This window comes from Paenimyroides marinum (genome assembly GCF_900108395.1).
Lineage (GTDB): Bacteria > Bacteroidota > Bacteroidia > Flavobacteriales > Flavobacteriaceae > Flavobacterium > Flavobacterium marinum.
On the sequence record NZ_FNXE01000001.1, the window covers coordinates 98,914 to 122,741 of the forward strand.

The 23,828-nt window shown below is 32.8% G+C and carries 22 protein-coding genes; 8 read left to right on the forward strand and 14 right to left on the reverse strand.

The features are described from left to right. Entirely contained in the window at positions 1–1,761 is a 1,761-nt protein-coding gene (locus tag BLW20_RS00485) for an ATP-dependent nuclease (RefSeq protein ID WP_091095214.1), read from the forward strand. After that, positions 1,754–2,641 carry a DNA-methyltransferase gene (locus BLW20_RS00490; protein WP_091095216.1) on the forward strand — a complete coding sequence of 296 codons (888 nt, stop codon included), beginning with the start codon at positions 1,754–1,756 and terminating at the stop codon, positions 2,639–2,641. Before BLW20_RS00485 ends, BLW20_RS00490 begins: the two co-directional genes overlap by 8 nt. Before the next feature lie 174 nt (positions 2,642–2,815). Here the strand turns inward: BLW20_RS00490 and argS are convergent, their stop codons facing one another. Beyond that, on the reverse strand, positions 2,816–4,603 hold the full coding sequence (gene argS / locus BLW20_RS00495) for an arginine--tRNA ligase (RefSeq protein WP_091095218.1): 1,788 nt from the start codon (positions 4,601–4,603) through the stop codon (positions 2,816–2,818). A 192-nt stretch (positions 4,604–4,795) separates the two neighbouring features. Between argS and BLW20_RS00500 the strand changes: the two genes are divergently transcribed. The 3 genes from BLW20_RS00500 (at position 4,796) to BLW20_RS00510 (ending at position 10,415) form a co-directional block, all read left to right on the forward strand. Continuing rightward, positions 4,796–7,204 carry a TonB-dependent receptor gene (locus BLW20_RS00500; RefSeq protein ID WP_091095220.1) on the forward strand — a complete coding sequence of 803 codons (2,409 nt, stop codon included), beginning with the start codon at positions 4,796–4,798 and terminating at the stop codon, positions 7,202–7,204. An 86-nt stretch (positions 7,205–7,290) separates the two neighbouring features. Further along, positions 7,291–8,205, forward strand: a complete 915-nt coding sequence (locus tag BLW20_RS00505) for an ABC transporter ATP-binding protein (protein WP_091095223.1) — start codon at positions 7,291–7,293, stop codon at positions 8,203–8,205. Beyond that, entirely contained in the window at positions 8,202–10,415 is a 2,214-nt protein-coding gene (locus tag BLW20_RS00510; RefSeq protein WP_091095226.1) for a redoxin family protein, read from the forward strand. Before BLW20_RS00505 ends, BLW20_RS00510 begins: the two co-directional genes overlap by 4 nt. 492 nt (positions 10,416–10,907) lie before the next feature. Here the strand turns inward: BLW20_RS00510 and BLW20_RS00515 are convergent, their stop codons facing one another. Beyond that, positions 10,908–11,939 carry a PorP/SprF family type IX secretion system membrane protein gene (locus tag BLW20_RS00515; protein WP_091095228.1) on the reverse strand — a complete coding sequence of 344 codons (1,032 nt, stop codon included), beginning with the start codon at positions 11,937–11,939 and terminating at the stop codon, positions 10,908–10,910. A 183-nt stretch (positions 11,940–12,122) separates the two neighbouring features. Between BLW20_RS00515 and BLW20_RS00520 the strand changes: the two genes are divergently transcribed. From BLW20_RS00520 to BLW20_RS00530, 3 genes are read left to right on the forward strand one after another with little or no spacing between them, the layout of a single operon-like run. Next, positions 12,123–13,025 (forward strand): NifU family protein, encoded by a 903-nt coding sequence (locus tag BLW20_RS00520; RefSeq protein ID WP_091095230.1) that lies wholly within the window; start codon positions 12,123–12,125, stop codon positions 13,023–13,025. Between the two features lie 54 nt (positions 13,026–13,079). Beyond that, positions 13,080–15,062, forward strand: coding sequence for a thioredoxin domain-containing protein (locus BLW20_RS00525; RefSeq protein WP_091095232.1), 1,983 nt, complete (start codon positions 13,080–13,082; stop codon positions 15,060–15,062). 10 nt (positions 15,063–15,072) lie between these two features. Then, positions 15,073–15,729: a hypothetical protein gene (locus BLW20_RS00530; RefSeq protein ID WP_091095234.1), complete on the forward strand. Its 657-nt coding sequence runs from the start codon at positions 15,073–15,075 to the stop codon at positions 15,727–15,729. A 36-nt stretch (positions 15,730–15,765) separates the two neighbouring features. On the opposite strand, the gene tsaB is transcribed toward BLW20_RS00530, so the two are convergent. From tsaB to deoC, 12 genes are all read right to left on the reverse strand, one after another. Then, positions 15,766–16,431, reverse strand: coding sequence for a tRNA (adenosine(37)-N6)-threonylcarbamoyltransferase complex dimerization subunit type 1 TsaB (gene tsaB, locus BLW20_RS00535; protein WP_091095236.1), 666 nt, complete (start codon positions 16,429–16,431; stop codon positions 15,766–15,768). Between the two features lie 5 nt (positions 16,432–16,436). Then, entirely contained in the window at positions 16,437–16,682 is a 246-nt protein-coding gene (locus BLW20_RS00540; RefSeq protein WP_091095238.1) for a hypothetical protein, read from the reverse strand. Next, complete coding sequence (locus BLW20_RS00545; protein ID WP_091095240.1) at positions 16,672–17,217, reverse strand: DUF420 domain-containing protein; 546 nt, start codon at positions 17,215–17,217, stop codon at positions 16,672–16,674. The genes BLW20_RS00540 and BLW20_RS00545 overlap by 11 nt, the downstream gene beginning before the upstream one ends. Beyond that, positions 17,217–17,888, reverse strand: coding sequence for an SCO family protein (locus tag BLW20_RS00550; RefSeq protein ID WP_091095243.1), 672 nt, complete (start codon positions 17,886–17,888; stop codon positions 17,217–17,219). The genes BLW20_RS00545 and BLW20_RS00550 overlap by 1 nt, the downstream gene beginning before the upstream one ends. 31 nt (positions 17,889–17,919) lie before the next feature. Then, positions 17,920–18,558, reverse strand: coding sequence for a peptidase M50B family protein (locus BLW20_RS00555; RefSeq protein WP_091095245.1), 639 nt, complete (start codon positions 18,556–18,558; stop codon positions 17,920–17,922). A gap of 282 nt (positions 18,559–18,840) precedes the next feature. Next, entirely contained in the window at positions 18,841–19,347 is a 507-nt protein-coding gene (locus BLW20_RS00560) for a hypothetical protein (RefSeq protein ID WP_143037708.1), read from the reverse strand. A gap of 22 nt (positions 19,348–19,369) precedes the next feature. After that, positions 19,370–19,903 carry a hypothetical protein gene (locus BLW20_RS00565; RefSeq protein ID WP_091095249.1) on the reverse strand — a complete coding sequence of 178 codons (534 nt, stop codon included), beginning with the start codon at positions 19,901–19,903 and terminating at the stop codon, positions 19,370–19,372. 172 nt (positions 19,904–20,075) lie between these two features. Continuing rightward, on the reverse strand, positions 20,076–20,423 hold the full coding sequence (locus tag BLW20_RS00570; RefSeq protein WP_091095251.1) for a cytochrome C oxidase subunit IV family protein: 348 nt from the start codon (positions 20,421–20,423) through the stop codon (positions 20,076–20,078). A 19-nt stretch (positions 20,424–20,442) separates the two neighbouring features. Continuing rightward, the gene (locus BLW20_RS00575; protein WP_091095252.1) at positions 20,443–21,435 is read right to left on the reverse strand and encodes a cytochrome c oxidase subunit 3; all 993 of its coding nucleotides are present in this window, start codon (positions 21,433–21,435) and stop codon (positions 20,443–20,445) included. A gap of 66 nt (positions 21,436–21,501) precedes the next feature. Then, positions 21,502–22,083, reverse strand: a complete 582-nt coding sequence (locus BLW20_RS00580; RefSeq protein ID WP_091095254.1) for a cytochrome c oxidase subunit 3 — start codon at positions 22,081–22,083, stop codon at positions 21,502–21,504. After that, complete coding sequence (gene cyoE / locus BLW20_RS00585; RefSeq protein WP_397334271.1) at positions 22,083–22,982, reverse strand: heme o synthase; 900 nt, start codon at positions 22,980–22,982, stop codon at positions 22,083–22,085. Before cyoE ends, BLW20_RS00580 begins: the two co-directional genes overlap by 1 nt. Positions 22,983–23,089: 107 nt before the next feature. Then, the gene (gene deoC / locus BLW20_RS00590) at positions 23,090–23,824 is read right to left on the reverse strand and encodes a deoxyribose-phosphate aldolase (RefSeq protein ID WP_091095256.1); all 735 of its coding nucleotides are present in this window, start codon (positions 23,822–23,824) and stop codon (positions 23,090–23,092) included. Positions 23,825–23,828 lie beyond the last annotated feature (4 nt).

The following is a 23,828-nucleotide window of genomic DNA, read 5'->3' on the forward strand; positions in this document are numbered from 1 at the left end:
ATGTACATATCTAAATTAAGTGTAAAGAATTTTAAATGTTATAACGAAATTGAAATTAATTTTGATCCAAACTTTAATTTAATTATCGGTGAGAATAATAGTGGAAAATCAACTATTCTTGATGCCCTTAGACTTTGGCAGTTGGCATTTCAAAAATTTCTAAAAGATAGAACAAATAATCAATCAAGTTCATTTTATGCTTCTCAATTTTTTAGTTTTACTATTGATGATATATCTTTTTTAAGAATATTAGATTTTCAGAATTTATTTAAAAATAAATCTAAGAAAGATTTTGAAATCACCCTTACTATATCAGATGGTACTAATGAAATTATTCTACCGATAATTTTCTTAAAAACAACTAAAGGTCAAGTCCTTAATTTTCAACTTTGCAAAGAACCAAATCAAAGACCTGATATTTCAAAAAAAATATCAGACTTACTAGGCATACCTTTAGGCTCTGATTTCAAAGAAATATTTTTATTTACTTATATAAACCCAATATTCTTACTGCCAAATAAAGAGCCACAATACTCTAAAGGATATATTTTAAATAAGCTACGTGAATCTAAAGCAAATGAGATAATTAGAAATTTACTTTATGCTATTTCTCCAGAACGAAAAAAAATAAAAAAAGAGGTTAAGGAAGATAAATTATTAGAAATAGAAGACACAATTAAGAATATCCTAAACATTGGTGACATCTCATTCTCTAAACGATTAGAAGACGAAGATAGTTATATCAAGATTTTTTCTAAAAATGAGGTTTTAAAAACAGAAGTTGAAATAAACCAATTAGGAAGTGGTACTATAAATGTATTAAATATACTATCAGTGTTAGCTTATGGTGATTATGAACAATTCAAATTAAATGTCTTGATGTTGGACGAGCCAGATTCTCATCTGCATTTTAACCATCAACACAGATTATATAAACACTTAGAAAAAGTTTCACAAGAAAATAATAAACAAATTTTTATAATTACTCATAATTCAACTCTTATATCTCAATTTGACAATGTATTATTTCTTGAGAAGGACAAGAAAAAAATTATTCCAATACAATTAGAGGAATATTTGGAATCTCACTTAAAAAAAATTGATGAAAATCATTACAATGTAATGAAGGAATTAAGTGATGCTAAAAAAGAAAAGGAAAAGTTAGAAGAATTACTAAAAGAAAATGATAAACCAATAATTTTTTGTGAAGGAACTTCTGATGTTTCTATTTTAAAAAAAGCCTTTGAAAAATTATATGGAACGGAACTTTATAATGACACTATTAAAATTGAAGGAGGTGGAGGTGAAGGTGTGGTTGGTAATAAGGTAAAAAATAACACCTCTAAAAATGTAATCATCGGAATATTAGACAATGATTATGCAGGGCAACAACAAAAGAAAAAAATTATTTCCGATCATAGTTTTGAAGTTGTTGATGATACTCACTGTAAAAAAGGTAATAATAATATTGTAATTCTTCCAATTCCTCAATCAAGAATTGACTCTGCCGTCTATTTCGAGAAGAAAACATTTATAGAATATTTATTTTCTGATGATACCCTAGAAAATAAATTAGGGATAGAACTAACTCAACATAGAGGAGAAAACTTTAAAAGATTTGATGAATTAAAAATTGATTCAATAAAATCCACAATAATTAAAAATATAAATAACTTGGAAAGAGAAGATTTTAATCACTTTATTCCTCTCTTTGAAAAAATAGCTGAAGTTATAAATTATACATTACCAACAAATGCTTAAACCATTTTTCAAATCCAAAGACAAAAATTTCTATCTTCTTCACGGAGATACAATGGAACTTTTATCTCAATTTGAACATAAGTTTGATATGGTTTTTGCAGATCCACCCTATTTTCTTTCTAATAATGGTTTGTCAATAAAAAATGGGCAAATTGTAAGTGTAAACAAGGGAAAATGGGACAAATCCGAAGGATTTGAATTTATCAACGATTTCAACAGAAAATGGCTTTCGTTGGTTCGGGATAAAATGAAAGATGATGCAACGATTTGGATTAGTGGAACAATGCACAACATTTTTTCGGTTGGTCAAATTCTGACCGAATTAGGTTTTAAAATTCTCAACATTATTACTTGGGAAAAGACAAATCCGCCACCAAATTTTTCTTGTCGTTACTTTACATATTCAACTGAACAAATAATTTGGGCAAGAAAAAACGAAAAAGTTCCGCATTACTTCAATTATGAACTGATGAAACAATTGAATGGCGATAAACAAATGAAAGACGTTTGGAAGTTACCAGCGATTGCACCTTGGGAAAAATCTTGTGGTAAACATCCAACACAAAAACCATTATCGGTTTTGACAAGACTTATTTTGGCTTCAACAAAGCCAAATGCTTGGATTTTAGATCCATTTACAGGAAGTTCAACAACAGGAATTGCGGCAAATTTGGCAAACAGACGATTTTTAGGAATTGACCAAGAAGAAGAGTTTTTGACAATAAGCAAAAACCGAAAAATCGAGATTGAAAATCCTAAAATATCTGTTCTTTACAGACAAAAAATTGGTGGTTTCAACGATAAAAATGAACTTGAATTATTTATTTTAGAAGAACCAAAAGATCAATATAAAACAGAATTAAAACTGTATAAGCGGTAGTTTTTTGTGATTATAAAAAAAACAACAATAATTTATCTTTAAAAGATCTCCATTAGGAAAAATAATATTGAAGTAATTAATAAAAAAGAATATTATTTCGAAATATACTAAAAAGAGTAAATTCAAAAAAAACAAAAAAAAACGCCCCTTTCAAAAGAGGCGTTTTCGTATTTTTTACATTCTATTCGGAACATCAATTCCCAATAAAGCAAAGGCGTTTTTAACCGTTTGCCCTACTTTATCTGATAATTGCACACGGAATACTTTTTTATCGTGATTTGCTTCTCCTAAAATAGAAACCGACTGGTAAAACGAGTTGTATTCTTTAACCAAATCGTAGGTGTAATTGGCAATTAATGCCGGACTGTATGTTTTGGCTGCTTGCTGAATTACTTCCGGAAATTGTGCTATTATTTTAATTAATTCTTTTTCTTTTTCGTGAAGAGATACTTCGTTATCGTTCAGTACGACAGAACTATAATCAAAATCGGCTTTGCGAAGAATAGACTGAATACGAGCGTAGGTATATTGAATAAACGGACCGGTGTTTCCTGCAAAATCTACCGATTCTTTTGGATCGAACAAAATACGTTTTTTAGGATCCACCTTTAAAATGTAATACTTCAAAGCGCCTAAACCAATCATTTGGTACAAATTGTCTTTTTCTTCGGTTGATAATCCATCTAACTTACCTAATTCTTCTGAAATTTCTTTGGCAGTCACCGTCATATCGTTCATTAAATCATCGGCATCTACAACGGTTCCTTCGCGCGATTTCATTTTTCCCGAAGGTAAATCAACCATTCCGTACGATAAATGATACAAATGTTCAGCCCAATCGTAACCCAATTTTTTAAGAATTAGGAACAAAACTTTAAAGTGGTAATCTTGCTCGTTACCAACGGTATAAACCATTCCGCCCACATCAGGAAAATCTTTTACACGCTGAATTGCCGTTCCAATATCCTGCGTCATGTAAACCGAAGTTCCGTCTGAACGCAACACCAATTTTTCGTCTAATCCATCCGGAGTTAAATCAATCCAAACCGAATTATCTTCTTTTTTATAGAAAATTCCTTTTGCCAAACCTTCTTCAACCACATCTTTCCCCAACAAATAGGTATTGCTCTCATAATAATTACAATCGAAATCTACGCCAATGTTTTTATAAGTTGCCTCGAAACCAGCATAAACCCACTGGTTCATTTTTTGCCAAAGTGACACAACCTGCTCATCGCCTGCTTCCCATTTACGAAGCATTTCCTGAGCTTCTAAAATTAATGGCGCTTGTTTTTTGGCTTCGTCTTCGGTCAAACCTTTTTCAATTAATTGATTGATTTCGGCTTTGTAAGCTTTGTCAAATTCCACATAATAATTACCAACCAGCTTATCGCCTTTTAACCCGGTAGATTCTGGTGTTGCATTGTTTCCGAATTTTTCCCAAGCCAACATCGATTTGCAGATATGAATTCCGCGATCGTTAATAACCTGCGTTTTATATACTTTTTTACCGGCTGCTTTTAAAATTTGAGCCACCGAATAACCCAACAGCACATTACGAACGTGTCCCAAATGTAGAGGTTTATTGGTATTTGGTGATGCGTATTCTACCATTACCGCCTTTTCGTTTTCTTTTTGAGTAGAAAATCCAAAGGTTGCATCGTTTAAAATACCATTGAAAAATTGTGTGTAATATTTATCATCAATCACGATGTTTAAAAAGCCCTGAACCACATTGAATTTTGAAACCAAATCAACATTCTCTGTCAGAAAGGTTCCAATTTTTGTTCCTATTTCAACAGGATTTCCTTTCAACTGTTTAACCAGTGGAAAAACAACCATAGTAACATCTCCTTCAAAATCTCGTCGCGTAGCCTGAAATTCCACTTTATCAATTGTTAAATCGAATAATTGCTGAACTGCCTGCTGTATATACGGCGTTAAAATTTCTTGTAAAGACATTGTATGATTTTTTAAATTATTAAGATGCAAAGATAAAACTTTTAGTTGTTTTACCATTTATTAAAAATAACCGAATGTTTTTTCTTTATGGTGTAACATTTTAATCTAAACATAGACTAATTCATCAAACAATAAATTGAGTGGAAAATCAATTTTGATTACCGCTTAAAATCATACAAAATAAAAACAAAAATGAAAAAGAAGTACTTAACCCTGTCATTTATTATGGCTGTTTCTGCAAGTGTCTGGGCACAACAACCCACAAACGGTGACGGAATAATAAAAGGAAAAATTACCGAGAAAATTACTAATGAGCCTGTTGGTTTTGCTTCGGTTGCTATTTCGGCAAACGGACAAATTATTTCGGGCGATTTATCCGATGAAGACGGATCGTTCACCATTACCAATCTGCCAAATACGCAAGTAGAAGTTTCGGTAGAATACATTGGGTTTAAAACCTATAAGCACACAGTGAATTTATCTGCCCAAAAAACGGTTGATTTGGGAACAATTGCTTTAGAAACCGATGAAGAAGTTTTGGAAACATTAGTTATTGATGCAGAACGCAGCACTATGGAACAATTGGTTGACCGAAAAGTGATTCGTGTGGGAAAAGATTTATCTACCGCCGGTGCATCAGCTTCGGATATCATGAACAACATTCCGTCGGTTAACGTAGATCAAGATGGAAATATTTCCATGCGGGGCAATCAAAATGTACGTGTTTTAATCGATGGAAAACCCACGCAATTAGATCCTAAAACCTTGCTGAAACAAATTCCGTCTAATGCAATCGACAAAATTGAACTTATCACCAATCCATCGGCAAAATACAATCCGGAAGGAATGTCGGGGATGATTAATTTTGTGTTGAAGAAAAACATGCAGGATGGTTTTAACGGAAGCTACAACGGAAACATCACGTTTGCAAAAGTTCCTAAGTTTAATCAGGGTATCGATTTGAATTACCGCAAAGGGAAAGTGAACTTTTTCGGGAACTACAATTATTCTGATCAAAAAACATTTAACGACGGGATGATGACACAGTTAGATGATATGAGCGAGCAACGTTTTGATATAGTAAACGACAATAAAACGCACACCTTTAAGGTAGGATTCGATGTGTATGCTAACGATAAAAACACGTTTTCATTTTACACCAATCAAACATACGCTGACGGAATTGGTACGGTGGGCAACACTATTTTTTACCCCAACAATCCCTTGTTTCTGCAAACCGACCAGTATGAAGGATCTAATCAGTCGCAAATTTACAATGCCGCTTATAAGAAATTGTTCGCTACAGCCGGCCAAACGTTAGATTTTGAAGTAAATTACAGCAAGACCAACAACGATCAGGGTGGAAATTTTGATATTTTAAACCAAGGTACCAATCCGTACACGGATTATAGCGACAATACGGTTGATGCTGTTCAGGCGAATTTAGATTACGTACATCCATTTAACGAAAAAACAAAATTAGAAGTAGGTGCTGAATACCGCAACACCGGTATTGACAATACATACACAACCACAAATACGTTAGGCAAGCCTGCCAGTTTTGAATACAATGTTGATATAGCATCGGCTTATGCTACTTTTGGTTCAAAGTATGACAAATGGGGTTATCAAATTGGTGCCCGCTTAGAAAAGTATAACGTAGAAGCTAATTACATCATTGGTACAGAACCGGCCGATTTTAAAGACGATTATTTAACCGTTTATCCATCTGCCTTTTTAAGCTATACACCTACCCAAACCGATTTTTTCCAAATTAGTGCCAGTAGAAGAGTTGACCGACCAAATGTTTGGCAAACCAGACCTATTCGCGATTACAGTACACCACGCGTAGTGCAGATTGGTAATCCGCAATTGAAACCGCAGTTTACCAATTCGTTAGAATTTAATTACACCAAGGTTTTTGGCGTAAAGGGAAGTGCTACTTTCGGAGCTTATTACCGAATGATTAACGCCCCTATTGAACGTACATTTTATTTAGATACTTCATCTCCCGAAGCCATTGCCGAAAAGAAAATGGTCATGAGTTACGGAAACTTTGACGAATCTACCGCTTACGGTGCCGAATTATCTTCTAACTATAAAATTACAAAATGGTGGGATATTCAGCCAAGTGTGGAATATTATTTCAGAAATCAACGAGGGATTGTTACGGTTTTAAACCCTGACACGAACGAAGGCGAACTACAACAACGAGAAATTGACAACGGTGTTTTTAATGCCCGAATGAATAATAATTTCAAAATTACCAATGCATTCCGTGCCTCCTTATTCGGATTTTATCGTGGCGATGCCAAAGACATTAACGGAACCATGAAAGCCATGTATAAGATGGATGCCGGATTGCGTTACAGCTTCTGGGAAAATAATGCCAATGTAAGCTTGCGTTTCAACGATGTGTTTAATACCATGAAAGCAAGTTTTGAAGGCGATGCCCCTTACCCGCAAACAGGTGTATTTACCTGGGAAAGCCAATCATTATTTGTTGGTTTCCAATATATGTTTGGCAGCGGAAAGAACCGTGCCTTGCAACGTAAAACCCGTGACAAAAACGAAGTTCAAAACTCCGGCGGATTCTTTTAATATACAAAAACCGATTGAATGTTCTTCAATCGGTTTTTGTATTATGTTAAAAAAGCTTATTTTCGTATTTAACCAAATTCTTAAAAATGATCATAGAAACACACGAGCTGAGCTTTCAGTTCAACAAATACCACAAACTATTAGATAAAGTATCGATACAGGTTCCCGAAAAAAGTATTTACGGATTTTTAGGACCAAACGGTGCAGGAAAATCAACCACCATTCGACTGATAACAGGATTATTAGGCGAGCAAAATCCGGGAGAAATATCTTTATTCGGAAAACCGCTGCAAGAACAACTTCCTTTCGCTTTTTCGCAAATTGGCTGTATCATTGAAACGCCTACTTTGTATGCACATTTAACCGGTTTGGAACATTTAAAATTTGTTGCAAAATTGCAAGATACCAACGATTCAAAATTTAACGAAGTGTTAGATTTGGTAGGATTGGATCATGCCAAAAATATTAAATCTAAAAAATATTCGCTGGGAATGAAACAACGATTAAGCATTGCAATGGCTTTGATTAACGATCCTAAACTGTTGATTTTAGATGAACCGGTAAACGGACTGGATCCACAAGGAATCATAGAAATACGTTTACTGCTTCAAAAACTGAATCGTGAAAAAGGCATCACTATTTTTATATCGAGCCATATTTTAGCCGAAGTGGAGAAATTGTGTACACATGTTGGTATTTTGCACAATGGCATACTTCAGTTTCAGGGAACGATGAACGAGTTAAAAGCCAAAAACAGTCAGGCTTCAATTGTGGTTGAAGTTGCAAATTTAGACCAACATTTAAATATTATCCAACAACAATATCCCGATTGTATTCAAATCAGCGAAAACGAAATTCAGCTTAAATTTTCAAGCAAAGAAGAAATTCCGTCTTTCGTAAACTTTTTAGCACAACACAATATATCGGTTTACAAAATTCAGCCACAAGGCGGATTAGAAGAATGGTTTATTGATTTAACAAAACAAATAAAAACACTATGATGAAATTTTTTAAAGCTTTCGCAGCCGAAAATATAAAACTAAAACACTCGGGCATTCAAACTACCGCATTTATATTAGCTATAATTACATTCTTAATTAGTACGGGCGTAAGTATTTACAGTTATTTTACCGAGAAAGCAGAAGCTACCGAACCTGTTTACATATTTTTTGATACGTATGATTTGCAAACAACACCTTTTATAAATTTATTTTATCCGCTAATTATTATTGTAACTGCAGCTCGAATTACGCAGTTAGAACACAAAAACAATACGTGGCAATTAATAGAAACACAACCTGTTAAACGTGCTGTTTTATTAAATGCCAAATTTTTAAAAGCATACCAAATTTGTATTTACAGCATTTTAATATTTATGTTAGGCATTGTAGCATCGGCTACATTTACGTATTTAATTTCGCCCAAAACAGAAATGTATATTTTAGATATTCAATGGTTTTTTTTACTAAAAAAGACCGTTAGTTTATCTTTAGGTACCGGTTTTCTGTTAGCTTTAATTTATGCAGTATCGGTTCGTTTTTCTAATTTATTTGTTTCCATAATAATTGGTGTTGGTTCTTTACTTGTTGCTCCTATTTTAAGCACTTTTGGTTTACTGCCAAAATGGTTTCCTACCATTGTTTTAGACCTCAGCTTAAAAGCATCGAGCGATTTAGGCTATTGGCTAACGTATAATGAATATTTAAGTATCATAGCAACTGTAATTATTCTATTTATAATTACGTTTTGGTACGTTTTTAAAAACAAAAAATGGCTTAGCAACAAAAACACTATTCTTATAAATTATGCTGTACCTGCATTACTTTTGTTTGGTTTGTTTTTATATGTAAACCATCCTACCCAAATGATACAAAGCTACGAAACGGTAATAAAAGGTAGTGTTCCTGAAAATTCTATGATTAGTACAATTTATCTTTTAGATGGAACGATGAACGATACGCTACAAACCATTGAGGTAAAAGACCACCGTTTCCATAAGGTTATTAAAGATGATTTACCTTTGAAAAAATACCGTTTGGCTTGGTGGAGTGATAAAGGAGAGATGCAAGCATCTGTTTTGTTTTCTAAAAATGATGTAGTAGAAATTCAGTTTCCAGACAAAACAAAAAATCAATCGTTTAAAATATTAGGAACTCGTTTAGCAGAAAACTCGTTAAATGTAGAACTCGGAGGTGATGTTGGTTACATTAAAAAATTAGCCAATGATGGTAGTGAAAACAATGCCGAACTTATCATTATTCTTTTAAAAAACAGTTACAAGAAAGATTTAAAAACGGTTAACAAATTTAACACCAGCGATAATTTTGTTATTAGAGATGATTATACCGAAATTATTAAAAACGAATTATATTACAAATACAATTTAATCTGGATGCAATATAAAGATGCTTTAGCCAGATCTAATCCTAAAAACGAATATAAAAACAAAAGTATTCAGGATGTTTTAAATATTGATTTTAAGCCAAACGAAGATTTTATAGCAAAAGCAGAAAATGCAGAATATTACCGTTTTAAAATTTACGAATTGTTAAGTAAGGATACTTCGGATGGAGATATTTTAACGAAATACAGAAACGGTTTGGGTAATTTGAAAAATACAACATTGCAAAGTCAATTGGCGAAAATTATTTTAGAAGACAAACTGCCAAACGTAAACGATTTAAACGAAATAAATCGTTACGAAGAATTGTTTCTTCCGCTCATAAAAGACCAGCGAACTCATAATTATTACTCTAAATTTATCCAAGATAAAAAGCGTTTAACAACTGGTAGCAAGGCTCTGTCTTTTGAAGCGATCACTACTGATAATCAACCAAAAACATTAGAAGATTACAAAGGTAAATTTGTTGTTTTAGATTTTTGGGCAAGTTGGTGTGGTCCGTGTATTTATCAGGCAGATTATTTTGAAAAACACGCTATTGAATATAACAAAGGTAGTGACGTGGTATTTATTTCATTAAGCGTTGATCAAAAAGAAAGTGCTTGGCGCAAAAAGGTAAAATTAAACGATAAAAACGTAGTGCAGTTATTTGCAAAAAATCAAAAAGCTTTAAATGATTTTTACAGGTTAAATTCGATTCCACGCTTTATTGTTATTGATCCCGAAGGAAAAATAATCAACAGCAATTTTCCTTTTCCAGACAATTCTAACTTTAAAGTGATGTTAAATCAAGTGATTGGAAAGAAATAATTCAGAGAAACCTTAAAATTATAAAGACTTTTTTAATAACAAAAACCGATTGAAATTCAATCGGTTTTTATTTTACCTGGCAGGTAATTAGTCAATCTAATAAGGGATTCTTTGTTATTTCGGTCGAAGTAGAGAAATCTTAAATTATTGAGATTCCTCTTTCGTTGGAATAAACAAAATCAACAATTTAAAATGGATAATTTATATAATTGCAGACTATCATAAAAAGATATAATATATCACTTAACTCGTTGTGCATTTAAGAAACGAAAAATATCAACTAACGTCACTTCGAATGAGATTTCTGTAACCAAGTGGAAGAAATTTTGTATCGAGAAGTCTTTTTATTTAGTTCCCGATACAAAATCTTTCAGATTTTTACTCGAACTGACGAATTTTTGTCCAAATGCACAACAGGTTTATCTTAATTTTAATATTCTTATTCAAATACAAAAAAATCCCGATAAATACCGAGATTTTTTCACTATATCATTAAAAGTTAACTGACGGGCAATCGCACTTATAATTACTTTCTCTACATAAGAAATTAAACCCAAGTGTTAGCTGATGAAATCCTCCATTAGCAAAACGTACGTCTCCAAACTGGTGAGAATACGTATAGCCAACCAAAATATTTTTAAACTTAACCCCTAAAATTGGCGAAACTGAATGATAGCCTTGTTTTTTTACTTCATCTCCACTATCTTTCATATATTCTACCTGATCAAACATTGTTCTGTAAGAAATACCGGCAAAAAACTGTCCGTTAGAAAATTCCTTATACATTTTCAGGTTCAAATCTAACATTTTTTCCTGTGTTTCTTCGGTATATTGAAACAACACAGATGGCTCCCAAGAAAACCCTTGGTCTCTGTACGATCTATATCCTCTGTTTTTAGAAAACACATATCCAGCTGACACAATATATTTTCTTAAATTATCACTTTCTATATCCGAATAAATCTCACGATCCGAAGTAATTAAATTCTTAACTGTTGCATGTGCATAGAAATCTAAAAAATGGTAAGACAACCCTGCGTCAACATTAAAATAATTGTATTTTAATTCACTACCGTTTACAGACGGATCAAAGTCATGCCCCCACTCGGTTTGATCTAATTGCGAATTCACCATTCCTGCACTTACCCCAAAAGACAATTTATTCAAATCATAATCACTTCGTGAAAAAGTAATGTGATGAGCATAGGTTAATTTAGCCCCAACTTGTTTGTGATATCCATTTCTATCATTAAATGCGATAATACCAACACCTGATCTTTCGGAAATTGCCGTATTAAAACTTGCGGTTTGCAAGGCTGGTGCATCTTTCTCACCAAACCATTGCTGACGTGCGGTTAAACGAACTTTTGCACAGTTGGCAATACCTGCCATTGAAGGGTGAATTAAATAATAGTTATCTGTTAAATAATCTTGATACACAGAAATCCCTTCTTGTGCACTACTTATTTGTGATACAAATAATGAAGATATAGCAACTAATAAAGATTTAGTAAATATATTCATAAATTCTTTTTTTCTCTTTAGAAATGGTTAACAAATATATAAAAAACTATTATATACCATATAGTAAGTTTAAAATATATCTAACAATTTTTCCGAATTCAAATATGTTAATTTTACGTTTAAATTCCAAATATAAATATTCAATTGATATTTCTTTGTTAATTTTGAAAAAAATCTTAAAAAATGTTTAAAATAAATATAAGAGAGACTCAAAACCCGGCGATAATCAAGTTTGAATTTCCAGATTTTATCAGCTACGGCTCTAATTTTGAGTTTAAAAATATAGATGAAACATCAAACTCTCCATTAGCCAAACAATTATTTTATCTGCCTTTTGTAAAAACAGTTTATATTTCAGGAAATTTTGTTGCTGTAGAACGTTTTTCTATTGTTGAATGGGCTGATGTGCAAGACGAAGTAAAACAACAAATTGAAGATTTTGTTACAAACGGCGGTAAAGTATTGATTGAAACCGAAAGCGAAACAACAAAAAAAATCCCTGTTACGGTGTATGGTGAAACCACGCCGAACCCTGCGGTATTAAAATTTGTTGCCAATAAAATGCTTACTAAAACCGCTGTTGAATTTAAAAATATCGACGAAGCTAAGCCATCACCCTTAGCAATAGAACTTTTTAAACTACCTTATATTAAAGAGGTCTTTATTGATGAGAATTATGTTTCACTGACAAAATTCGACAGCTATTCTTGGGACGAAATCACCATTGAAGTCCGTACGTTTATTAAACAATTTATTGAAAATGGAGGAACAGTGATCAGTGAATCGCTTATTTCTCAAACAAAAGAACACGTACAGCAACAAGAAGAATATTTCGAAAATTTAGACGTTACATCGCAACAAATTGTAAATATCCTGGAAGAATATGTAAAACCGGCCGTTCAGTCTGATGGGGGAAACATTACTTTTGAAAATTATGATGATGTAACAAAACGCGTTACCGTAACGTTAAAAGGTGCTTGCAGCGGTTGTCCGTCTTCAACATTTACTTTAAAGAACGGTATAGAAAATATGTTACGCCAAATGCTACATAATAACGACATAATTGTTGAAGCACTAAACGGTTAAAAAATCAAGGTTGAGTTTCTCAACCTTTTTTATTTCATTTAAAAGCAATTAAAAATGCAAAATCAATTAAGCGGTTCTTATTCTCCCTATTTGCTTCAACACGCTAACAATCCTGTTTTTTGGCAAATATGGGACAATGAAAATACGGCAAAAGCAAAACAAACAGGTAAACTTTTGATCATCAGTATTGGTTATGCTGCCTGCCATTGGTGTCACGTTATGGAAAAAGAATGTTTTGAAGATAACGATGTCGCAGCTGTAATGAATACTCATTTTACGAGTTTTAAGATAGACCGCGAAGAATTTCCCGTGATTGACGCATATTATATGCAGGCTTTACAACTAATGACCAAACAAGGAGGATGGCCGCTAAACATTGTTGCTTTACCCAACGGATTACCGGTTTGGGGAGCCACGTATGTTCCAAAAGAACAATGGATAGATGTGTTGGAGCAATTAAACGATTTGTTTCAAACCAATCCCGAAAAAATGTACGATTATGCCGAAAAATTAAAAAACGGTATTGAATTAGCCAACAATACATTGGAGATTTATCCAAAAGAACCGTCAAATTTCAATTTAGAACCTTTACTTACAAACTGGAAAAAAAGTTTTGATTCTGAATTTGGCGGTTATCTGCGTGCTCCAAAATTTATGATGCCTACCAATTTGAATTTTCTGTATCAATTCAGCATCGAAAACAATGATTCTTTTATAAGAAACCACGTGGAACTGACCCTTACAAAAATGGCTTACGGCGGGTTGTTTGATGTGATTGAAGGCGGATTTTCCCGTTACAGCGTTGATCATAAATGGCATATCCCGCATTTTGAAAAAATGTTGTACGATAACGCACAATTATTAACCACTTACAGCAATGCTTATTTAACATCGAACAATGTACTTTACAAAGAAATTGTTACCAAAACCGTGCAGTTTCTTCTTACTAACTGGCAGGATACATCGGGCGGATTTTACGCGGCTTACGATGCCGACAGTTACAATACCGATGATAAATTGCAAGAAGGAGCTTATTATTTTTGGAAAAAAGAGGAGTTAAAACAATTAATCGATAAAGAAGAATGGGAGTTGTTTTCAGAAGTTTTTTCAATAAATACTGATGGATTTTGGCACGAAGCCGATGCATTTGTTTTATTTCAAAAAGATGACATAAATACTATTTCCAAGAAATTTGATAGAAATGCAGAACAAGTGTTGCAATTAAAATCAACATGGGAACAAGTGTTGTTTAAAAACCGCCAGAAAAGAAAGAAGCCGTTGTTAGACAATAAAATTATTGTTTCATGGAACGCCTTATTACTTTCAGGTTTATTGTCGGCAAAAAAAATCATTCCATCAAAAGAATTAGACGATGTTATTAATAATCTGGCTGATTTTTTACAGTTCAAAGCCTATCAAAATGACCATTTAGGTCATACTTACAAAAAAGACACGATTTATATAGACGGAAATTTAGACGATTACGCTTTTACAATTGAAGCATTCATTCATTTGTTTAACCATACACAAAAGATCGAACATCTGCAGTTTGCAAAAAGTTTACTCTTCCAGGCAATGGATTTCTTTTTTGACGAACAGCAAGTATTTTTTAAATCGGGTAAAAACAAGGCAATTGGCACAATTTTTGAAATAGAAGACAATGTTATTCCATCTGCAAATGCCTTAATGTCAAGAAATTTATTCTATTTAGGAATTATTTTTAAGAACAATTATTTCATGACACTTGCAAGAGAAATGACCAATAGAATAATTGGACAAATTGAATACGCGAGTGCTTTTTCAGAATGGTTAACAAACGATTTGATATTTAACCGTACTTTTGAATACATCATTGTAAAAAATGGTACAAAAGAAGAAGTTGAATCAATCAACAAGAAAAATACGTTTAAAATAATTTTAGATAATTCGTTAAATCTTCCTATTTTAGGCGACTATAAAAATCAGGATAAAAAGTTTCAGGTTTGCAATTTAAACAGTTGTAGAATTCAGACCAATGATATAACCGAAATTAATTAAATTTAAAAAAATGAAAAAAGCAGTTTTTATACTTTCATTAGGATTATTCTCTTTAGCATCAAATGCACAAGTAACCATACAAGATGGCGGATCTACATTAACTTTTAGAAAAAGTGCAGATTTTAATGATGCTGCCATTGCAGGTTCTAAATTTCTAAATGAGAATTACCAGAATGCCAAAGTAAATAAAGGATCACAGGATTTTCTTATTCGATACAATGCCTATACCGACATTATGGAATACAAAAACGGCAGTGATGTTTTAGAATTGATTAAAGAAAAAAACACCCATTTTGCTTTTCAAGACGGTAGTGTTTATGAATTGTTCACCTATAATTTAGGTGGAACTTCTTATGAAAGATACCATCAGGTTTTAGTAGAAAACAAAAATGTAAAGATTTCTAAATTTCAAAGCATTAAGTTGATCCCTGCGCAGAAAGCGACTAACAGCTACGAAAAAGACACACAGGCAAGTTACAAGCCAAACAGAGAGGTATACTTTATTACGTACAACAATCAAACGTTTGAATTTGATGGGAAACAAAAAACGTTAGATAAAATTATTCCCGGTAAAGCAGATGCCATTAAAAAATTCTACAAAGAAAATAAAATTAAAGAAAACGATACAGATATGATTAAGTTAGGGAATTTCCTTGCTACGATCTAAAAAAAAAATAAGACTTCAAAAATAATTTTTGAAGTCTTATTTTTTTGTGGTTAACATAAAATCTTTCAGGTAATAAGGCTCAAAATAAGCCATATCTTCAAAAGCATTTTCTGTGTATTTTTTATAGGACAGCCTACCCATTTGTTTTGCCGAAGGATAAATAATATCCTGATGATATACAAATTTTTCGGCTGTTAAAACCGTTGTACATTTTAACGCTCCATCTCCGATCAAATGGATGGTTTCAGTTAGATCTGAAAAAGAATGTTCCTCTACAATTAAAGCTTCTGCGTTTGATACCGGCTGCAATTTATTATCAAATACCTGAGTAAAAACTTCCATTCTTCTTGCATCAATCATGGGAACAATACACCCGGAATCAATAGCTAATTGTTCTGCCAAAACCGCTAAGGTATCAATGGCGATTAAAGGAATATCTAACGCATAACACAAGCCTTTTGCCGCTGAAACGCCAATGCGTAATCCTGTATAAGACCCTGGCCCCTTGCTTACCGCAATAGCACTTAGGTCGTTTAAAGAAATCTGCACCTCATTTAAAACTTCTTTTATAAAGCTGTGTAATTTTTCTGCGTGATTAAATTGCTCTTCAGACAGTTCTTTTACAGCTATTATTTCACCGTTTTTGCTTAAACTTACCGAACAGTTTTTTGTTGCCGTTTCAATGTTTAGAATATAAACCATAAGTACTAAGCTTTACTTTTTTTCTTTTTGCCTTTTATAATACGGTAAATAACAGTCCCCACAACAATTAATAATATATAAGGAAACGCCATTAAATACACAATTCCGTCATTTACTGCTTCGGCAGGCAAACCTGATTCTTCCGTTTCCAATACCGCTCTGCACATGGCACATTGTGCTGTTCCTTCGATGGAAGAAAGAACAAAGAAAAAAGAAGAAAGAAATACTGATTTTGTAAGCTTAGTGAACATAATACGGAGAAATCATTAAATATACAATAACACCGGTAACCGCTACATATAGCCACATTGGGTACGTAATGCGTGCCAGTTTTTTATGACGTTGGTAAGATCCGGAAATACCTCTTACAAAAGTTACCAGAACAAATGGAATAATAATGATCGACAATAAAATATGGGTAATTAATATAAAAAAGTATATATATTTTATGGCACCTTCACCTCCAAATTTGGTTTCTACAGATGTCATGTGATACGCCACGTACATTGCCAGAAAAGCAACTGAACAAACAATACAAACTTTAATCAAACGCTCATGCAACAGTTGATTACCCTTTTTAATTGCCCGAACTGCCAACACCAATAATATAGCGGTTAATCCGTTTATGGAAGCATAAATAGGCGGTAAAAAAGACAGTGGTTTTACGTTATATCCTAAATCATGCAGGTTTACAATAAATAAAATTGCAACAACTACAGGTATTGCTATTGATAAAATCCAAATCCAGATGTTGTATTTTTTTTCGTTCTGCAGAGTCTGTGTCATTATTCTTTGATTAATTGTTTTATATCTTCTTTAAGCATTTGTACTCCTTCATCAGTTGTTCCGTCATAATAGAACATCGGATAATCCATATTTTCCATATTACGCGAACGGATATTTCCTTTTTTGTCAATTAAAGCAAATAAACCCGAATGTTCAAATCCACCCGGCGCATCATCATTTTTTCCTACGTATAGATTGAATTTCTTTGAAAGGTCAAAAACAGCGTCTTCGGTTCCGGTTAAAAAATTCCAGTTTTTCATTGTGACTCCTAAAAATTCTGCGTGCTTTTTAAGATGTTCAGGAGTGTCGTTTTCAGGATCAATAGTAATAGATACGATTCCAAAATTAGCATTCATTTGAAATTCATTTTGAAGCTTCACCATATTTTCATTCATTATCGGACAAATCGTCGGACAATTCGAAAAGAAAAATTCAACCAAGTACACTTTACCTTCATAATCGGCATTGGTAATGGTTTCGTTATTTTGATTGGTAAACGAAAACGCCGGAGCTTTGCCAATTACTTTTAATTCTTTGCGATTAGCTACATTTAACCGATCGTTTTCAACTACTGAAGCGTTTTTAAAGCGATCTACAATTTTAGGAACGGCATAGATTCCAAAAACAAGTATAATTAACGAAATCCAGATGTATGAATTGTTTTTTTTCATTGTTGTTTAGTTTGTAATGTTTTCCTTTTTATTATTTTTTTTTAAGTGCCAAGCGGTATTCTGCCAAAATTACCTTTACATCGTCTGCCATTTCATTGTGCAAATCGGCTGCCGAAATGGTGTTATATCCTTCGCGGTATTCCTCTTCTCCTTTTTTGTTCTTGCCTTTTCTTCCGCGCAGGTTTAGCTCTTTATCAATGATATAAACCGTTGGCGTACCATAAGCCTGGTTTAAATTAGCAACCAACCCCAATTTTGTGTAATAATCTTTTATTTCGTCTGGTTCTGCCATTACGTAATACCAATGTTTTAAATCGATATTTTTTTGCAATTCCTGTTGCACGTGGTTAATTGTTTCTTCTGTACCTCTTGGAGCAATATAAACTACTTGAAAATCGACAAAATCTTTATTTTTATCGTAAATTTTATGTGCCAGATTGGTTATGTTTCCTTCAACATATTCGATATCGTTACCTGTAAATCCTAAAATGGTAATTTTATTTTTTAACTGAACTTCGGTTCCTGACATCGATTGCCAGTTTGCCGGCATTTCAGGAATGTTTTCAGTTACCACCGGTAATTTTATAAAGGAATTTACACCCGATGCAAAAAAAAGATAAGCCACAATGGGTATTACAAAAAGTGCTAAAAAAAGCAGTACTTTTTTCATTTTAAAAAGTTTTTACAAAAATAAAAAAAGGCGGTGTAATAACCGCCTTTTTAACTCTTATTTATAGATTAAAACAATCTATTTTTTTGAAAACCTATCTTGAGAAGAGATATTCCATATTTTGATTATATACCCGAGCATCAGAAAAATTTAAAACGAATAAAATACCCTCAAATCAATTTAAAAGATTTTTTATAAACATACACAATGCCTAAAACTTACTACTATAGCTTTATCTTAATCAAACTAATAAAAATGAGAAATAGTACTTCTGAGGTAAAGTTAAAAATAGGGCAATTCTCTATATGTTTCAACATATTTCCCCTTCTCAAATAAAAATAAGCTTCCACGGTATTTATTTTTTTGTTTAAGCGACTGTTGTTTCAAACCATTTTCAAATTCATCAAACAGTTTCCTTTTCTTATAAAAGCGATCATCTATAACATATAATTGTTCAGAAGGATTTTGAATAATCGTTTGTTCAAAACCTTCAATATTAACCATTACTAAAAACAATTTGCAGCCATTTTTTTTACTCCAATTTTCATAAACATACAATGGCTGACAATATTTACTATTACAACCATTCACAAATATATAAACCAATGCTTTATCATAATCTTTCAATTCTGTAAGTAATTGCTCGTGATTAATGATAAAAACACAATTCTTAACAGGCACATTTTCACGATAATCCTCTGTATAATAAGAACGATAAGTATTGGCAATATCTGCATAATTTTGTGAACACAAATTATTAAAAAGAAAACAGATAAAAAAAAGTGTCATGTATGTCACTTTTTTAAAAACCTTAATTAATCGAATAACCACCATATTCTCCTATGTTAATATCATAATTGTAAATACCTGATTTTATCGTATAAACAGTTCCCTCTGGATCAGAAAAATGAATATCTTCATCAATAATTAATGGAATAACATTATTGGGGTCATCGACTTCTTCATTAATATAAACATCAAAACTTAATTCATTGTCCTCATTTAAATTTTCCGAAGACAATATCATATAAGTTGGCGAAAGTGTATGATCATCTACTGGCTCAGGAAGTGTAGGGGTTGTAATTGGAGGAATAGGTGGATTGGGATTTGGAAACCACTCCCCATTACAAATACCAAAACCTTTTTTACAATCCTTACTTGCTCTATGCCAGTCCCATTTAGCAATACCTATATCAATGAAAGGTGAGTTTTCTTTTGCTTGTAACTCTGTTGTAGTTTTTTCTTCATTTGCGGCTGTTACTTCATCATTATCACAAGAAATTAAGCCTGCTGTTACTAATAAGGCACCTGTAATACCAAATGCTAAATGTTTAACTTTGTTCATAATTTTTATTTTTTATAATTAATTATGATAAATTAAAACATAAATTAAAACATAAATTAAAACATAAACAAATATTTTGTTAATTATTTTTTTTTTTACACACTTAATTTATTAAACAAAAAAGGCGGTTTCAAGCATATTTGAAACCGCCTTTTTAACTCTTATTTATAGATTAAAATATCCATCTGTATGAAGATGTTTGTAAAACATCATAGATATAATCACCTTCTATCAATACCAAACAAACCAAATAAATGATCAGGAAGAACATTGGGGCTACAATTGACCAGCGAAACGATGATTTCTCGCCTTCTAAGTGCATGAATGCCCACATAATGTAATAAGCTTTAACTATGGTAAGAATAATGAATATCCAGTTTAAGTAACTTAAGCTTAAGAAATCGTGGTGAAATAAAACATCTGGTTTATCAATCCCCAAAAGTACTTCTACTATAGTAATTACAGATAGAATTACGAATACTGTCCAAATTCTTTTTGTATTTGATGCGTGTGCTGCCATTTTTATTTTTTTTAACCAATTATACTAAATAGAAGAATGTAAATACAAACACCCATACTAAATCTACAAAGTGCCAGTACAATCCAACTTTTTCAACCATTTCATAGCTTCTTCTTTTTTCGTAAGTGCCCAACAACACATTAAAGAAAATAATAATGTTTAAAAGAACTCCTACCGAAACGTGGAATCCGTGGAAACCTGTTATGAAGAAAAATAAGTTTGCAAATGTTTTGTGACCGTATTCGTTACGAATTAAGTTAGCTCCTTCTACAACATATACAAAATCGTCGGCTCTTTTTAAACTCTCCTCGCGAGATAAAACCACTTTTTTGTGTTTGTTACCTTCTACGGTATATTGTGTTCTGATTAATACATCAGGATTTTTCTCTAAACCTGCTTTAATCTGGCTCATTGAAACCGATGTATCAGCACCACCTTTCATACTCCAAACGCCTTTGCTTTTTGTTAAAACTGCATCTTCTCTAACAATAGATGTATCTGCAAAATCTGCTAAAGCCAAACGTTTTCCGTCTTTATCAACAAACTGTAAAATTTCGCCTCCTTTTGTTTCAACGGCACCGTAAGTTCCGGTGATGAAGTTTTTCCACTCCCAAGCCTGTGATCCAACGAAAACAAGTCCACCTACAATGGTTAATAACATATAAGTAGCTACCTTCTTTTGTTTCATTTGATGACCTGCATCTACCGCCAATACCATCGTTACCGATGAAAAGATCAAGATGAATGTCATTAATGCCACATAATACATTGGTGCATTTACACCATGTAAAAACGGGAAGTGATTAAATACCTCATCGGCAATTGGCCAAGAATCCATAAACTTGAATCTTGTAAAACCGTAAGATGCAAGGAATCCGGCAAAAGTTAATGAATCTGATAAGATGAAATACCACATCATCATTTTTCCGTAGCTTGCTCCAAGAGGTTGAATATCTTCTCCTCCGTTCCAAATTTTTTCTTTACTGGCTGCTGTAGTAACTGTCGCTCCCATAAAAAGTTTAAATGTTAAAAAGTTCCCAAATTTACATCTTTTTTCTTTTAAAGAAAAGTAAAAAGATTATTTGTAAAAAGTAAAAAATAAAAACAAATACAACCACAAGAAACCAAGAAAGTGCCAAAACATCACACTTAACTCAATTCCAAGCGTTTGAGTTGCATTATATTTTTGTTTATAATGATTATAAATTACAATTAACAATGAAATTAGCCCCCCAATTAAATGGACAATGTGTACTAACACCACTATATATAAAAATGATGTGGTTATGGTACTGTAACTTCCCGTGAAATAATATCCGGCTGCAATTACCTGATTAAATCCTTGAAATTGCAGGGCCACGAACAACAAACCCAAAATTAACGTGGCAACTAACATTAATGTTGTTGTTGAACGGTTATTTTTTTTGATGGCTTTTTTTGCTAAATGAAACGTTACACTGCTTAAAACAATTACAATGGTACTCCATAAAAACGCCTGTGGCAATTGAAAATCTTTCAACCAATCCGGGCGGCTTTTACTGATTACGTAAGCACTGGTTAATCCTGCAAAAATCATTACAATACTTGCCATACCAAAGATAAGCATGGTTTTATATGCTTTTGCTTTTTGTAATTGTTCTTTGTTTACTTCTACATTCATTATCGTATGAATTTATCTAAAATGAAAATAATCTGTATTAATGTAATATAAGTTACGCTGATAAGCATCAATGTTTTAGCCGATTTATCGGTTTGCTTACGGTATAATTGTATTCCGCCATACAGCATCCACAATCCTGCAGCTAAAACTAAAACTGCTGCTATGGGCGATAAATATAAACGACCTGTATAGCCTGTAGCCGGCAACAATGATGCTACGATCAACCAAATACAATATAAAATAACCTGTAATGCTGTTTTTTTATCTTTTTTACGGGTTGGCAACAAATAAAATCCGCCTTTTTCATAATCGTTATACAAGAACCAGCCCAATGCCCAAAAATGCGGAAATTGCCAAAAAAACTGAATTAAGAATAACATTCCCGCTTCTATACCAAATTGATCGGTATGTGCCACCCAGCCCAGCATAAAAGGAATGGCACCAGGAAAGGCACCTACAAAAACGGCTAATGGCGTTAATGGTTTTAAAGGTGTATAAACACTGGTATATAAAAAGATTGAAATGGCTCCGAACATTGCTGTTTTAGGGCTAACAATGTAAAGAATTACCAATCCCACTAATGTTAAAAGCGATGCCAGTATAAAGGCACTGTTTGTAGAAATTCGTCCGGATGCCACAGGTCGTTTTTTAGTACGATCCATTTTTGCATCTAAATCTTTTTCGATGATTTGATTAAAAGCATTTGACGCACCCACCATACAATATCCGCCCACGGCAAGCATTAGCAAAACTTTGTAACTAATTTGCTGCCAATCTTCTACCGCCAATAAATATCCGGCTAAAGTTGAAAAAACCACACTAAAAGCCAAACCTGCCTTGGTTATGGTTTTAAACTCGGATATTACTGAAGTTTTCATTGTTGTTGAAGTTGCTTCCAAAATAACTTGTTTGTTAATGAAATTTGGTCTGCAAATATACTTTAAAAAAAAACTTAAAACTAACTATTTACTGTTTTATAGTGTTAAACAAAACTCAATATTCATTGTTATACCTTATTTACAGCGATAATTCCTTTTTGTGACGATGTTCCAATTCTTTTTACACCCATTTGCAAATAAAACAGTACTTGTTCTAAGGTTTTAATTCCGCCCGATGCTTTCACAGATAGAGGTGTGGCGTTTTCTAACATCAGCATTATTGCTCGCGGGGTTGCCCCGTTTGGTAAATTGTTCTCCGTTTTAAAAAATCCGGTAGACGATTTAATATACACATTAGCATAGTCGGTTTCTTTAAAATTACGAATCACCACATTTTTGATTAAAGAAGTAAGCTGAATGGTTTCTTTTTCAGATAAAGCTGCTGTTTCTATAATCCATTTCACCGCTTTATGATGATTTAAACACAATAACGTACATTCTTTTACCTGGTGTTGCACTAAATCTATCTCGCCCTTTTTAAAAGCCTGATAATTTATTACAAAATCTAACTCGTCAGCACCCTTTGAAATGGCTTGTTGAGCTTCTGACAGTTTTTCTTGCAAACTCGCCGTTCCTTCAGGAAAATCAATTACGGTTCCCACTAAAACGCTGCTTTTATTCTCTGTTAGAAACCGCCTGGCACTTTCAACATATTCCGGGCGAAGCATTACACATTTATAGTTGTTCTTTACAGCATCATGCAATAATTCTGTAACCACATCATTGTTTTGCTCTAATGTTATATGGGCTTGCTGTGGTGTTTTAAGATAGGTAGCATCTAAAAAACCGGTTACGTTTTTCATTTTA